Origin of the sequence: Streptomyces sp. NBC_01216, from assembly GCF_035994945.1 — a bacterium.
Lineage (GTDB): Bacteria > Actinomycetota > Actinomycetes > Streptomycetales > Streptomycetaceae > Streptomyces.
On the sequence record NZ_CP108677.1, the window covers coordinates 1,444,637 to 1,459,109 of the forward strand.

A 14,473-nucleotide genomic window follows, 5' to 3' on the forward strand; every position below is an offset into this window, starting at 1 on the left:
GCCTCCCGGGGGCGCGGCCCGCGCCGGTCCCGGCCGGTGGCCCTCGGGCGGTCGGCCGGGCGGGGGCGCGCCACCGGGTGTGCCGGGTCCTTCACGTTCACGGGCGGGCGCGCGGGGTGTGCGGAGTGTGCGGGGTCAGCCCACGCCCGGTGGTCCCATGCCGCCCTTGAGGCGTTCGATGTCCGAGGGGCGGACCTGGATCACGAAGAGTGCGATGAGAGCGCCGACCACGGCGAAGATCGCCGCCGTGACGAAGCCCGCCGAGACGCCAGAGGTCAGCACCTGGTCGCTCCAGGGGGGCGGCAGTTCGCCGGTCTGGGCGAACCGGGCCTTCTCCAGCGGCCCGGCCTGGGAGAGGAAGGCGGGGACCTGCTGGTCGGCCTCGTTGCGGCTGGCCGTGCCGAAGACCGTCACCAGGATGGACAGGCCCAGTGAACCGCCCACCTGCTGGGTGGCGTTGAGCAGTCCGGACGCGGCGCCCGACTCCTGCTGCGGGACGTTCGACAGCGCCATGATGGTCAGTGAGACGAACATCAGGCCCATGCCGAGTCCGAAGACGAGGATCGGGCCGAGGATACTGCCCGCGTAGGTGGAGTCGATATCGGTCAGGGTCAGCCAGGACAGACCGGCCGCGGCGAAGATCGAGCCCGTCACCATGAAGGGTTTCGGCCCGTATCTGGGCAGCAGGTTGGAGGTGATGCCCGCGCCGACCGCGATGATTCCGCTGACCGGCAGGAAGGCGAGACCGGCCTGCAAGGGGCTGAAGTCGAGCACAGTCTGCACGAACAGCGTCAGGAAGAAGAACATCCCGAAGATCGCCGCCGCCAGGCAGAGCATGATCGCGTAGGTGCCCGAGCGGTTGCGGTCGGCGAACATGTGCAGTGGCGTGATCGGCTGTTGGGAGCGCCGCTCGACCAGGATGAAGAGGCCGAGGAGCACGACCGCGGAGGCGAACGAGGCGATCGTGTAGGGGTCGCGCCAGCCTTCCTGGGCGGCACGGATGAATCCGTACACCAGGGCCACCATGCCGAGCGTGGAGGTCAGTGCGCCGGCGAGGTCGAAGTGGCCGGGGTGGCGTTCGGACTCCTTGACATGGCGGGGTGTGAGGAAAGCGATGAGCAGGGCGATCGGCACGTTGACGAAGAAGATCCAGCGCCAGTTGAGCCATTCGACGAGTATGCCGCCGGCGACCAGGCCGATCGCGCCGCCGCCGGCCGAGACGGCCGCGAAGACGCCGAAGGCCCGGTTGCGTTCCGGGCCTTCGTCGAACGTCGTGGTGATCAGGGACAGCGCGGTCGGCGAGGCTATCGCGCCGCCGACGCCCTGGAGGGCCCTGGAGGCCAGGAGTTGCCAATCGTTCTGTGCGAGTCCGCAGAAGAGGGAGGCCAGTCCGAAGAGCAGCACGCCGAAGATGAACACGCGCCGCCGGCCCAGGATGTCGCCGGTCCGCCCGCCCAGGAGCAGCAGGCCGCCGAAGGTGAGGGTGTAGGCGTTGACGACCCAGGACAGGCTGGTCGTGGAGAAGTCCAGCGCGCTCTGGATGTGAGGGAGCGCGATGTTCACGATCGTGATGTCGAGGACCACCATCAGCTGGCAGGACGCGATCACGAAGAGGGCGATGCCCTTGCCGTCACTGCCGTGCTTCGGGTTGGCGGTCTGTGCCGGTGTCGTCGGCTTGGGTGTACTCATGGCGCCTCGGGTTCTCGCCGGTTGAGTGAGCCGTGGGCCGGTCAGTCCACTGTTCGACATTAAGCCCGGGTCCTGCGGGTGACCAGTTGATCAAGGGGCCGCCGGAGGGCGCCCGACGACGGGGGCGCGAGGGCGCGGCGCGGCGGTTGGGGGGTTCCGCCCGCGTCGGCGTACGCCCCCGCCCGGGTCCGGACGCGGGGCCGGGGTGGGGAGCGCGCCGGGCGGGGTCACGGTAGGACGGCGAAGCCGTCCAGTTCGACGTGGGCCTGGTCGTCCCAGAGCCGCACGACGCCGATCACGGCCATGGCCGGATAGTCCCGGCCCGCCAGGCGTCGCCAGACCCGGCCGAGTTCGTGGGCGTGGCGCCGGTAGTCCTCGACGTCGGTGGCGTAGACGGTGACCCGGGCCAGGTCGGCGGGTGAGCCGCCGGCGTGGCGCAGGGCGGTGAGGAGATTGGCCAGCGCGGTCTCGAACTGCTCGGGCAGGGTCTCCCCCACCACCTTGCCGTCGCGGTCGAGGCTGGTCTGGCCGGCGAGGAAGACCAGGCGGGAGCCGGTGGCGGTGACGGCGTGGGAGAAACCGGTGGGTGGGGAGAGTTCGGCGGGGTTGTGCCGGTGCAGGGGGCTCATCCGTACAGCTCCTTCGCGATGATCGTCCGCTGGACCTCGGTGGCGCCTTCGTAGATGCGGGGTGCACGCACCTCGCGGTAGAGATGTTCGAGCAGATGGCCGCGTTGCAGGGCGCGTGCACCGTGGAGCTGGACGGCCGCGTCGACGACGTACTGCGCGGTCTCGGTCGCGAACATCTTCGCCATGGCGGCGCGCCGGGGCACGTCGGAGGCGCCCGCGTCGTGGGCCGCCGCAGCCGCGTACACGAGCAGGCGGGCGGCCTCGGTGCGGGTGGCCATCTCGGCGACCTGGTGGGAGACGGCCTGGAGGTCGCGCAGGACGCCGCCGAAGGCGGGGCGGGCGGCGGTGTGCGCGAGGGTCGCGTCGAGGGCCGCCTGGGCCATGCCGACGGCGAAGGCGCCGACGCTGGGGCGGAAGAGGTTGAGGGTGGTCATCGCGACCCGGAATCCGTGGTCGGGCTCGCCGAGGACGTCGGCCGGGCCGACGGGCACCCCGTCGAAGGTGAGGGAGCCGATCGCGTGCGGGGCGAGCATGTCGAGGGGCTCGCCGGTGAGGCCGGGCCGGTCGGTGGGGACGAGGAAGGCGGTGACGCCGCGGGCGGCGGCGCCCGGGGTGGTGCGGGCGAAGACGGTGGCGAAGTCGGCCTCGGGGGCGTTGGAGATCCAGCGTTTCTCGCCGTGCAGGTGCCAGCCGCCGGCGCCGTCGGGGCGGGCGTCCAGGGACAGGGCCGCGGCGTCGGAGCCCGCGTCGGGCTCGCTGAGCGCGAAGGCGGCGACGGCGCGGCCCGTGACGACCTCGGGCAGCCAGCGTTCGCGCTGCGCGGGCGTTCCGTAGGCGGCGACGGGGTGGGAGCCGAGGCCCTGGAGGGCGAGGGCGGTCTCGGCCTCGGTGCAGGAGTGGGCGAGGGACTCGCGCATCAGGCAGAGGTCGAGGGCGCCGGAGTCGAAGAGGCGGGCGAGCAGGCCGAGTTCGCCCAGGGCGGTGACGAGGGGGCGGTTGACCCGTCCCGGTGCGCCCTTCTCGGCGAGGGGCCGCAGGCGCTCGGCCGCGAGGGTCCGGAGCTCCTCGCAGCGAGCGGTCTGAGCTGGATCGAGTGAGAATGCGGACATTCGGACCCCTGTCTCCGTCGTTCCGTCACTTCTATCGCGCACCGTTGACTGTCGTCACCATCACGATACGCTCGTGTGGCGACCCCACCACGACAAGGGGACGAACTCATGCAGCTGACGCCCTCGGCCCACCACGACACCTTCGCGCGCGACCATCTGCCGCCCGCCGCGCAGTGGCCGCACCTGCTCTTCGATCTGCCCGGACTGCGCTACCCGGACCGTCTCAACTGCGGGGCGGAACTCCTCGACCGCACCATCGAACGGTGCGGCGCGCATCGGCCGGCGTTCCTGGACGGCGACGGAGGCGTCTGGACCTACGGCGAACTGCGCGAACGCGTCGACCGGATCGCGCACACCCTCACCTCCGGCCTCGGCGTCCGGCCCGGAAACCGGGTCCTGCTGCGCGGCCCCACCACCCCCTGGCTTGCCGCCTGCTGGCTGGCGGTCATGAAGGCGGGCGCGGTCGCCGTCACCGTGCTGGCCCAGCAGCGGGCCGGGGAACTGGCCGTCATGTGCGAGATGGCCCGGTGCAGCCACGCGCTCTGCGACGTCAGGACCGTCGAGGATCTCGTCGAGGCCGGGGTACCGGGGCTGCGGATCACCACGTTCGGCGGGGACGCCCCGGACGACCTGCTCTCCCTCGCGGCGGACCGGCCCGGCGTCTACGAGGCCGTCCGGACGGCCGCCGACGACGTGGCGCTGATCGCGTTCACCTCCGGCACCACCGGCCGCCCCAAAGGGTGCATGCACTTCCACCGCGACGTGCTCGCGATCGCCGACACCTTCTCGGCGCACGTCCTCAGGCCCGACCCGGACGACCTCTTCGCCGGCTCGCCGCCCCTCGGGTTCACCTTCGGACTCGGCGGGCTGGTCGTCTTCCCGCTGCGCGCGGGGGCGAGCGCCCTGCTTCTCGAACAGGCGAGACCCGGTCAGCTCCTCGCGGCGATCGGAAAGCACCGGGTGTCGGTGCTCTTCACGGCCCCGACCGCGTACCGGGTGATGATGGAGGAGATGGACCGGCACGCCGGGCACGACGTCTCGTCGCTGCGCCGCTGCGTCTCGGCGGGTGAGAACCTCCCCGCCGCGACCTGGGACGCCTGGCACGCGCGCACCGGCCTGAAGCTGATCAACGGCATCGGCGCCACCGAACTGCTCCACATCTTCATCTCGGCCGCGGACGGGGCCGTCCGCCCGGGGACCACCGGCCGGCCGGTACCCGGCTGGCAGGCCCGGGTGGTGGACCGCCTCGGTGCCGACGTCCCGGACGGCCACGAGGGGCTGCTCGCCGTCCGCGGCCCGGTCGGCTGCCGCTATCTGGCCGATCCCCGCCAGGGCGAGTACGTCCTCGACGGCTGGAACGTCACGGGCGACACGTACGTGCGCGAGGACGACGGCTACTTCCGCTACGTGGCCCGCGCCGACGACATGATCGTCTCGGCCGGTTTCAACGTGGCGGGCCCCCAGGTGGAGGAGGCGCTGCTGGCCCATCCGGACGTGGTGGAGGCGGCGGTGGTCGGACGTCCGGACGAGCTGCGCGGGCAGATCGTGGTCGCCTACGCCGTGGTCCGCGACGGAGTGCCGCGCGACGCGGACACCGCGGCGGCGCTGCGGGCCTTCGTCCGGTCGCGCCTGGTCCCGTTCAAGAGCCCCCGGGAGATCGTCTTCCTCGACGCGCTGCCCCGGACGGCCACGGGGAAGCTCCAGCGCTTCCGGCTGCGCGAGGCCGCGGGGGAAGCCCCCTGAGAGCCTGTCGGGTGCCCTGCCGGGCGTCGCGACGGGGCGAACGTCGCTCGGCGCGGCACTAGAGTGATCACGTGGCCGAGCAGCACACTCCCCGTTCCCTGATCGTCTCGCTGTACGGCGCGTACGGCCGCGGGCGTACGCGCGACGAGGCGCCGATGCCGGTGGCCGAGCTGATCCGGCTGCTCGCCGTGCTGGGCGTGGACGCCCCGTCAGTGCGGTCCTCGGTGTCCCGGCTGAAGCGGCGGGGGCTGCTGCTGCCCCGGCGGACGCCGGGAGGCGCCGCCGGGTACGCCCTCTCGGACGACGCCCGTCAGCTGCTGGACGACGGCGACCGACGGATCTACACCCGCGCGGAGCCGAAGCTGTCCGACGGCTGGGTGCTCGCCGTCTTCTCCGTGCCCGAGGCGGAACGCCACAAGCGTCACCTGCTGCGCTCCCGACTGACGCGGCTGGGATTCGGGTCGGCCGCTCCGGGTGTGTGGATCGCGCCGGCACGGCTGCACGAGGAGACCCGGCACACCCTGGAGCGGCTGGAGCTGTCGCCGTACGTGGACCTCTTCCGCGGCGACCACCTGGGGTACGCGCCGACCGCGGAGGCGGTGTCCCGGTGGTGGGACCTGCCGGCGATCGCGAAGCTGCACGAGGAGTTCCTGGCCGCCCACGAGCCGGTGCTCCGCGCCTGGACCACCTCCGCGGGCACGGCCGAGGACGCCTATCGGGACTACCTGTTCGCCCTGGACTCCTGGCGGCGCCTCCCGTACGCCGACCCGGTCCTGCCGTCCGAGCTGCTGCCGCGGGACTGGCCGGGAAGCCGCTCGGCGGAGGTCTTCGCGCAGCTGCACACCCGACTGCGGGACGCCGGGGCGGCGTTCGTGCGACCCGACGGACCGGAACCTCCCGCCGGGCCGTGACGGCCGGGCCGGACGAAGGGCGGTGCCAACAGGCCGTGCGGGTGGGGGCCCGCCCCCGTCCCTCTCGTGCTCAGGGCCGGGAACGGAGCGTGAGCCGGGGCTTGGGCGCGTCCGTACGGCCGGTCGGGGGCGGCCGGCTGCCCGCGCGGTACGGGGCGGGCCAGGGCGCCGCCGGGCCCCGGTAGTCCTGCTCGGCCGCCGCGTGCAGGGTCCAGTGCGGGTCGTACAGGTGGGGGCGGGCGAGGGCGCAGAGGTCGGCGCGGCCCGCGAGGAGCAGGGAGTTGACGTCGTCCCAGGAGGAGATGGCGCCGACCGCGATGACCGGGACGCCGAGGGTGTTGCGGAGCCGGTCGGCGTACGGCGTCTGGTACGAGCGGCCGTACTCGGGCCGCTCGTCGGGAACGACCTGACCGGTGGAGACGTCCAGCGCGTCGGCTCCGTGCGCGGCGAAGGCTCGGGCGATCTCCACCGCGTCCTCCTCCGTCGTGCCGCCGTCGGCCCAGTCGGTGGCGGAGATCCGGACCGTCGCCGGACGGTCCTCGGGCCATGCCTCGCGTACCGCGTCGAAGACCTCAAGAGGGAAGCGCAGACGGTTGGCGAGCGAGCCGCCGTAGGCGTCGGAGCGCAGGTTGGTGAGCGGGGAGAGGAAACCCGACAGCAGGTAGCCGTGCGCGCAGTGCAGCTCGAGCAGGTCGAATCCCGCGTCGGCGGCACGCCGGGCCGCCGCCGCGAAGTCGTCCCGGACGGCCTTCATGCCGGCCTGGTCGAGGGCGTGCGGGACCTGGTTGACGCCGGGGCGGTAGGGCAGTGGTGAGGCGGCGGCCAGCGGCCAGTTGCCTTCGGGGAGCGGCTCGTCGATGCCGTCCCACATGCGGCGGGTGGAGCCCTTGCGCCCGGAGTGGCCGAGCTGGACGCCGATCGCGGTCCCGGGGGCCCGCTCGTGGACGAAGGCGGTGATCCGGCTCCAGGCGGTCGCCTGCGCGTCGGTGTACAGGCCGGTACATCCCGGGGTGATCCGGCCCTGGGGGCTCACGCACACCATCTCGGTCATGACGAGTCCGGCGCCGCCCAGGGCCCTGGCCCCCAGGTGGACGAGGTGGAAGTCGCCGGGCACGCCGTCCTCGGCGAGGTACTGGTCCATCGGGGAGACGACCACCCGGTTGCGCAGGGTGAGTCCGCGCAGCCGGAAGGGCGTGAACATCGGCGGTGTCCCGGGCGGGCAGCCGAAGTCGCGTTCGACGGTGGTCGTGAAGACGGGGTCCCGCAGGCGCAGGTTGTCGTGGGTGACCCGGCGGCTGCGCGTCAGCAGGTTGAAGGCGAACCGGCTTGGCGGCTGGTCGAGATGGCCGGCGATCTCCTCGAACCAGCGCAGGCTCGCCGCCGCCGCGCGCTGGGTGGACTCGACGACGGGGCGACGTTCGGTCTCGTAGGCGAGCAGGGCCTCGGCCAGGGTGGGCCGCTCCTCGACGCAGGCGGCGAGGGCGAGGGCGTCCTCGACGGCGAGTTTGGTGCCCGAGCCGATGGAGAAGTGGGCGGTGTGGGCCGCGTCGCCGAGCAGGACGACGCCGTCGTGCGACCAGCGTTCGTTGACAACGGTGCGGAACGCGGTCCAGGCGGACCTGTTGGAGCGCAGCGCCCGGCCGCCGAGGGTCTCGGCGAAGACCTTGGCGCAGCGGGCGGTGGACTCCTCCTCGTCCAGCTCGTCGAAGCCGGCGGCACGCCAGACCTCTTCGCGCATCTCGACGATGACGGTGGAGGAACCCGCTTCGTAGGGGTAGCCGTGCAGTTGCATGACGCCGTACTCGGTCTCGGCGATCTCGAAGCGGAAGGCGTCGAAGGCGAAGTCGGCGGCGAGCCAGATGTAGCGGCAGCGGTGGGTGGTGACGCGGGGCCGGAAGACGTCGGCGTGGGCCTCGCGGGTCGCGCTGTGGACACCGTCGGCGGCGATCACGAGGTCGTGGGTGGTGGCCAGTTCGACGGCCGGCGGGGCCTCGGTACGGAACCTGAGCCGTACGCCGAGCTCGGCGCAGCGGTCGTGCAGGATCTCCAGGAGGCGGCGTCGGCCGAGAGCGGCGAAGCCGTGGCCGGAGGAGGTGAGGAGGTGGCCGCGGTGGGCGATGTCGATGTCGTCCCAGCGGACGAACTCCTCTCGCAGCGCGCGGTACACCGCGGGGTCCGCGTGCTCGATGCCGCCGAGGGTCTCGTCGGAGAGGACGACGCCGAAGCCGAAGGTGTCCTGGGGCGCGTTGCGTTCCCAGACGGTCACCTCCCGGGCGGGTTCGAGCCGCTTGAGGAGGGCGGCGGCGTAGAGCCCGCCGGGGCCGCCGCCGACGACGGCGACACGCAGGGGTGCGGGGGTCGCGGGAGTGTCCGCCGGTGCCGCCGCGCCGGTCCGTCCGGGCGTGGGGCGGGGGGCGGGGTCGCTCGGGGAGCCGTTCCGTGCGGGGGCCATGGCTAGCGGCCCCGCCACTTGGGGTCGCGCTTCTCGGTGAAGGCGGCGTGGAACTCCGCGTAGTCCTCGCCGTTCATCAGCAGGGCCTGGGTGGCGGCGTCCAGTTCGACGGAGGCCGCGAGCGGCATGTCCAGCTCGGCCGTGAGCAGGGCCTTCGTCTGGGCGAGGGCGAGGGCGGGGCCGTCGGCGAGACGGCGGGCGAGCCGGCCCGCGCGGGCACCGGCGCCGCCTTCCTCGGTGAGCTCGCTGATCAGGCCGATGCGTTCGGCCTCGGCGGCGCGTACCGGTTCGCCGAGCATGAGGAGCCGGGTCGCGTGCCCGAGGCCGACGACCCGGGGCAGCAGGTAGGCCGCGCCCATGTCGCCGCCGGAGAGCCCGACGCGGGTGAAGAGGAAGGCGAAGCGGGCGCTCGGATCGGCGATGCGGAAGTCCGCGGCGAGCGCGAGGACCGCCCCGGCGCCGGCCGCGACGCCGTGGACGGCGGCGATGACGGGGAAGGGACATTCGCGGATCGCGCGGACGACCTGGCCGGTCATCCGGTTGAAGTCGAGCAGCTGCGCCGTGTCCATGGCGAGGGTCGCGCCGATGATCTCGTCGACGTCGCCACCGGAGCAGAAGCCCCGGCCCTCGCCGCCGAGGACGAGGGCGCGGACGGCTCGTTCCCGGGAGAGTTCGGCCAGCAGGTCGCGCAGGTCGGCGTAGGCGCCGAAGGTGAGGGCGTTGAGCTTCTCCGGGCGGGCCAGGGTGAGGGTGGCGACGCCGTCGTCGATGTCCACGCGCAGATGTCGCCATTGAGCGGTGCGGGGCGCGGAGCCGGAAAAGGGGCTCATTCGGGGCGGCCTCCCTCAGCGTTCGTACGTCACGACGACACTTCCCGGAAGGCTATCACTCGTATGTGACTGTCGTCACGGTAGCGCGATACGCGGTACACCCGGCGGACGGCGCCTCCGGTCCCGGGGCCGGCGCCGGGCGGGCTCCTCCCCTACGCCGCGCCACCGGCCAGGGTGGCGACCAGGACGGCCTTGATGGTGTGCATCCGGTTCTCCGCCTCGTCGAAGACGACGGAGTGGGCCGACTCGAAGACCTCGTCGGACACCTCGAGCTCGGTCAGGCCGTGACGGGTGTGGATGTCGCGGGCGACGGCGGTGCCGAGGTCGTGGAAGGCGGGCAGGCAGTGCAGGAACCTCACGTCCGGGTTGCCGGTGGCGCGCAGCACGTCCATCGTCACGGCGTAGGGGGAGAGGGCCGCGATGCGCTCGTCCCAGACCTCCTTGGGCTCCCCCATGGAGACCCAGACATCGGTGGCGACGAAGTCCACGCCACGCACCCCTTCGGCGACGTCCTCGGTGAGGGTGATCCTCGCACCGCTGGAGGCGGCGAGCCGGCGCGCCCGGGAGACGAACCCCTCGGCCGGCCAGTAGTCCCGCGGGGCGACGAGACGGACGTCCATGCCGAGCAGGGCGCCGGTGATCAGGTACGAGTTACCCATGTTGAAGCGGGCGTCGCCGAGGTAGGCGAAGGCCGTGCCGTCGAGCGGCCCGGCCGAGTGTTCGGTCATGGTCAGCACGTCGGCGAGCATCTGGGTGGGGTGCCAGTCGTCGGTGAGGCCGTTGTAGACGGGAACCCCGGCGAACGCGGCGAGTTCCTCGACGGCGGCCTGGCTGTCCCCGCGGTACTCGATGGCGTCGAACATCCGGCCCAGCACGCGCGCGGTGTCCTTGACGGACTCCTTGTGCCCCATCTGCGAGGCCGCCGGGTCCAGGTAGGTGGTGAAGGCGCCCTGGTCGGCGGCGGCGACCTCGAAGGCACAACGGGTCCGGGTCGAGGTCTTCTCGAAGATCAGGGCGATGTTCCGGCCCCGCAGCCGCTGCACCTCGGCGCCCGCCTTCTTCGCGGCCTTCAGCTCGGCGGCCAGCTCGACCAGACCGCGGAACTCCTCGGCGGTGAAGTCCAGCTCCTTGAGGAAGGGGCGGCCGATGAGGTCAGTGGCCATGATGAGGGCTCCTGGTTCAGGTCACGGAGGGGCGAGGAACAGTGGAAGTCTATACGTTATCCAGTATTCCTATACAGCCCCCGCGGGGTGACGAACCCCACGCGCCCGGCCCCGGACCGGCGGGCCGCACCCCCCGGGGAGCCCCGCCGGTCCGGTCCGGGCGGGACCGGCGAGACTACCCGGTGCGCCCGGCAGAACCTCTCGGGTGGCACTCGACCGACAGGCTCTCGGCCTCAGGCGGCGTCCCTCTCGACGGGACAGCTCATGCAGCGGGGACCGCCCCGGCCCCTGCCCAGTTCGCTGCCCGGGATCTCGATCACCTCGATGCCCTGCTTGCGCAGGTGGGTGTTGGTGGTGACGTTCCGCTCGTAGGCCACCACCACCCCCGGCTCCACCGCGAGCACGTTGCAGCCGTCGTCCCACTGCTCGCGTTCGGCCGCGTGGACGTCCTGGGTCGCCGTCAGCACCCGAACGTCCTTGAGCCCGAGAGCCGCCGCGATCGCACTGTGCATGTGCTCCGGCGGATGGTCGGAGACCCGGAGCGACGTACCCGCGTCGCCCGGCTCGATCGTGTAGGAGCGCAGCATGCCGAGCCCGGCGTACTGGGTGAACGTGTCGTGGTCGACCATCGTCATCACGGTGTCGAGGTGCATGAAGGCCCGCCGCTTCGGCATGTCGAGCGCGACGATCGTGCGCGCCGAGCCGGCCGCGAACATGCCCCTCGCCAGCATCTCCACGGCCTGCGGAGTGGTCCGCTCGCTCATGCCGATCAGCACGGCGCCGTTGCCGATGACGAGGACGTCACCGCCTTCGATGGTGGACGGATAGTCGGTCTGACCCTCCGACCAGTGGTGGAAGGACCCGGCCTCGGAGCCCGTGAAGAGGGCGTGGTGCTTGTAGATCGCCTCGAAGTGGACCGTCTCGCGCTGCCGGGCCGGCCAGCGCATCGCGTTGATGGAGACGCCGTCGTAGATCCAGGCCGAGGTGTCCCGGGTGAAGAGGTGGTTGGGCAGCGGCCCGAGCAGGAAGTCGTCCAGGTCCATGGCGTGGAATCGCACCGAGGTCGGCTCGCTGAAGGCGGCGAGGAACTCCCGCTTCGTCATCCCCCCGACCAGCGCCTCGGCGAGCGGCCCCGCCTCCAGCGAGTCGAACGCCGCGCGCAGATGGTCGGCCGCGAGTGGCCCGTACTCCTTCTCGTCGAAGACCCGGTCGAGCACGAGCGCCCGCGCGGCGGGCAGCTCCAGCGACTCCCGCAGCAGGTCGCCGAAGAGGTGGACCTCGACGCCGCGGTCCCGCAACACGTCCGCGAAACCGTCGTGCTCCTGGCGAGCCCGGCGGACCCAGAGCACGTCGTCGAAGAGGAGCGCGTCCTTGTTGGAGGGTGTGAGCCGCTTCAGCTCCAGATCAGGCCGGTGGAGGATGACGCGGCGAAGCCGCCCGGTCTCGGAATCGACATGGAATCCCATGCGCCCATCCTGACGGAGTGCGTGCCCGCGCGCCCCGGTCCACGACGAGATGACCACGATCACCTCTCGCCCGCCCGGGACCGGTCCGGGCGGGCGAGAGGCGGCACCGGGGCGGAACGGCGTCCGGGCCCCGTCCGTGGTCACAGCCGCGGGTCGACCGGCTCCGACTCCAGCGCGAGTACCGCGAAGACCGCCTCGTGGACCCGCCAGAGCGGCTCGCCCTCCGCGAGCCGGTCCAGCGCTTCCAGACCGAGCGCGTACTCACGCAGGGCCAGCGAGCGCTTGTGGCCGAGGAAACGGTTGCGCAGCCGCGACAGGTTCTCCGGACGGGTGTACTCCGGACCGTAGACGATCCGCAGGTACTCCCGGCCGCGGACCTTCACACCGGGCTGCACGAGCCGTCCACGACCGTCCCTGACCAACGCCGCCAGCGGCTTGACGACCATGCCCTCGCCGCCGGCCTCGGTCATCTCCAGCCACCAGTCGACCCCGGCCCGCACCGACGCCTCGTCACCCGTGTCGACGAGGAGCCGACGGGTGGTCCGGAGCAGCCCGGTGGGGTCCTGCCCGACCAGCCGGTCGAGCAGGGCGAGCTGTTCGTCGTGCGGCAGGCCCGCCAGCGAGCGGCCCCGCACCGCCAGGATCTGGAACGGCGCGAAACGCACCCCGTCCAGCCCCTTCGTCGGCCAGCAGTAGCCGCGGTATGCCTCGGTGAACGCCGCCGCGTCCGCGGCCCGCTCGCTCTGATCGGCGAGCAGCCCCTCCAGCCCCTCGACCCCCCGGTCGACGGCCCGCCGCAGCGCGCCGAGCGCGTCGGGGAACACGGCGCGGGAGGCCGCGCCGACGGCCGCGTACTGCGCGCGCAGCAGCCCCGCCGACTTCAGCGACCACGGCATCAGCTCGCCGTCCAGCAGCAGCCAGTCCGTGTCGAGTTCCTCCCACAGCCCGGCGGCGGTGACGGCCGATCGCAGCCGTCCCAGGACTTCCTCGGTGATCTCCCGGTCGTCGAAGAACGGTCGTCCGGTCCGGGTGTGCAGGACTCCGCTGACCCCCTCCCCGGGGTCCACGCCGAACCGTGTCCGGGCCGCCTCCGCGTCGCGGCAGACGAGGGCGACGGCCCGCGAACCCATGTGCTTCTCCTCGCACACGACGCGCTCGACGCCGTCGGCCGCGTACTGCGCGAACGCCTCGGCCGGGTGCTCGAGGAAGCCCTCGGCCCGCGAAGTGGCGGTCGGTGCCATGGTCGGAGGCAGGTAGCCGAGCAGCCGCGGATCGACCGCGAACCGGCTCATGACCTCCAGCGCCGCCGCGGCGTTCTCCTCGCGGACACCGACGTTGCCCATCCGGCGGGTCTCCACGATCCGCCGTCCGTGCACGTCGGCGAGATCCAGCGGGCGGCCCTGGTGCCCACCCGGCGCGTCGGTGGTGAGCGGCCGGGCCGGCTCGTACCAGACCTTCTCCGCGGGGACGTCGACCAGTTCGCGCTCGGGCCAGCGCAGCGCGGTCATCTTCCCTCCGAAGACCGCCCCGGTGTCGAGACAGATGGTGTTGTTGACCCAGGAGGTGTCCGGCACCGGCGTGTGACCGTAGACGACGGTCGCCCGGCCCCGGTACTCCTCGGCCCACGGGTAGCGCACCGGCAGCCCGAACGCGTCGGTCTCGCCCGTCGTGTCCCCGTAGAGCGCGTGCGCGCGCACCCGGCCGGAGGTCCGTCCGTGGTACTTCTCCGGCAGACCGGCGTGGCAGACCACCAGCCGGCCCTCGTCGAGCACGTAGTGGCTGACCAGGCCCTCGATGAACGCGCCGACCTCCGCGCGGAACTCCTCGCTCTCCCGGCCCAGCTGCTCGATGGTCTCGGCCAGCCCGTGGGTCTCCTGCACCTTGCGGCCCTTGAGCCAGCGGCCGAGCTTGTTCTCGTGGTTTCCGGGCACGCAGAGCGCGTCACCGGCCGAGACCATGCCCATCACACGGCGCAGGACGCCCGGACTGTCGGGGCCGCGGTCGACGAGGTCGCCCACGAAGACCGCCGTGCGGCCCTCGGGGTGGTGTCCGTCGACGTAGCCGAGTCGGCCCAGCAGTGTCTCCAGCTCGGAGTGGCAACCGTGGACGTCCCCGATGACGTCGAAGGGGCCGGTCAAGTGGCGAAGGTCGTTGAACCGCTTCTCCAGGACGACCTCGGCCGCCTCCGTCTCCGCGACGTCGTGCAGCACGTGGACCTTGCGGAAGCCCTCGCGCTCCAGACCGCGCAGCGAACGACGCAGCTCACGGCGGTGACGCTGGATCACATGGGCGGGCATGCCGGCCCGGTCGGGGCGGCCCGCGTTGCGGGTGCGGCACACCTCCTCGGGCAGATCGAGGACGATCGCGACGGGCAGCACGTCGTGCTCCCGGGCCAGGCGGACGAGCCGGCGCCGCGCCTCCTGCTGCACGTTGGTGGCGTTCCCTGTCAAGTTCTTCTGTTCAGATTCTTGAAGCTCATGG

Annotated in this window: 10 protein-coding genes; 2 read left to right on the forward strand and 8 right to left on the reverse strand. The window is 72.5% G+C overall.

The window, feature by feature from the left end; genetic code table 11:
- Nucleotides 1-135: 135 nt before the first annotated feature.
- From OG393_RS06150 to OG393_RS06160, 3 genes are all read right to left on the reverse strand, one after another.
- Complete coding sequence (locus tag OG393_RS06150) at nucleotides 136-1,689, reverse strand: MFS transporter (RefSeq protein WP_327373596.1); 1,554 nt, start codon at nucleotides 1,687-1,689, stop codon at nucleotides 136-138.
- Nucleotides 1,690-1,916: 227 nt separating this feature from the next.
- A complete protein-coding gene (locus OG393_RS06155; protein WP_327373597.1) occupies nucleotides 1,917-2,318 on the reverse strand; it encodes a RidA family protein in 402 nt (133 codons plus the stop codon).
- On the reverse strand, nucleotides 2,315-3,427 hold the full coding sequence (locus tag OG393_RS06160) for an acyl-CoA dehydrogenase family protein (protein ID WP_327373599.1): 1,113 nt from the start codon (nucleotides 3,425-3,427) through the stop codon (nucleotides 2,315-2,317). Before OG393_RS06160 ends, OG393_RS06155 begins: the two co-directional genes overlap by 4 nt.
- 108 nt (nucleotides 3,428-3,535) lie before the next feature.
- Here OG393_RS06160 and OG393_RS06165 point away from each other — a divergent pair, with 108 nt between their 5' ends.
- Both OG393_RS06165 and OG393_RS06170 read left to right on the forward strand, forming a co-directional pair.
- Nucleotides 3,536-5,170 (forward strand): AMP-binding protein, encoded by a 1,635-nt coding sequence (locus OG393_RS06165; RefSeq protein ID WP_327373600.1) that lies wholly within the window; start codon nucleotides 3,536-3,538, stop codon nucleotides 5,168-5,170.
- Nucleotides 5,171-5,241: 71 nt separating this feature from the next.
- Nucleotides 5,242-6,081, forward strand: coding sequence for a PaaX family transcriptional regulator (locus tag OG393_RS06170; RefSeq protein ID WP_327373601.1), 840 nt, complete (start codon nucleotides 5,242-5,244; stop codon nucleotides 6,079-6,081).
- A 70-nt stretch (nucleotides 6,082-6,151) separates the two neighbouring features.
- Here OG393_RS06170 and OG393_RS06175 read toward each other — a convergent pair whose 3' ends face one another.
- The 5 genes from OG393_RS06175 to OG393_RS06195 form a co-directional block, all read right to left on the reverse strand.
- Nucleotides 6,152-8,533 carry a bifunctional salicylyl-CoA 5-hydroxylase/oxidoreductase gene (locus OG393_RS06175; RefSeq protein WP_327373602.1) on the reverse strand — a complete coding sequence of 794 codons (2,382 nt, stop codon included), beginning with the start codon at nucleotides 8,531-8,533 and terminating at the stop codon, nucleotides 6,152-6,154.
- A gap of 2 nt (nucleotides 8,534-8,535) precedes the next feature.
- Nucleotides 8,536-9,363 (reverse strand): enoyl-CoA hydratase family protein, encoded by an 828-nt coding sequence (locus OG393_RS06180; protein ID WP_327373603.1) that lies wholly within the window; start codon nucleotides 9,361-9,363, stop codon nucleotides 8,536-8,538.
- A gap of 152 nt (nucleotides 9,364-9,515) precedes the next feature.
- A complete protein-coding gene (argF, locus tag OG393_RS06185; RefSeq protein ID WP_327373604.1) occupies nucleotides 9,516-10,526 on the reverse strand; it encodes an ornithine carbamoyltransferase in 1,011 nt (336 codons plus the stop codon).
- A 233-nt stretch (nucleotides 10,527-10,759) separates the two neighbouring features.
- The gene (locus OG393_RS06190; protein WP_327373605.1) at nucleotides 10,760-11,992 is read right to left on the reverse strand and encodes an arginine deiminase; all 1,233 of its coding nucleotides are present in this window, start codon (nucleotides 11,990-11,992) and stop codon (nucleotides 10,760-10,762) included.
- A 140-nt stretch (nucleotides 11,993-12,132) separates the two neighbouring features.
- The gene (locus OG393_RS06195) at nucleotides 12,133-14,442 is read right to left on the reverse strand and encodes a polynucleotide kinase-phosphatase (RefSeq protein ID WP_327373606.1); all 2,310 of its coding nucleotides are present in this window, start codon (nucleotides 14,440-14,442) and stop codon (nucleotides 12,133-12,135) included.
- Nucleotides 14,443-14,473 lie beyond the last annotated feature (31 nt).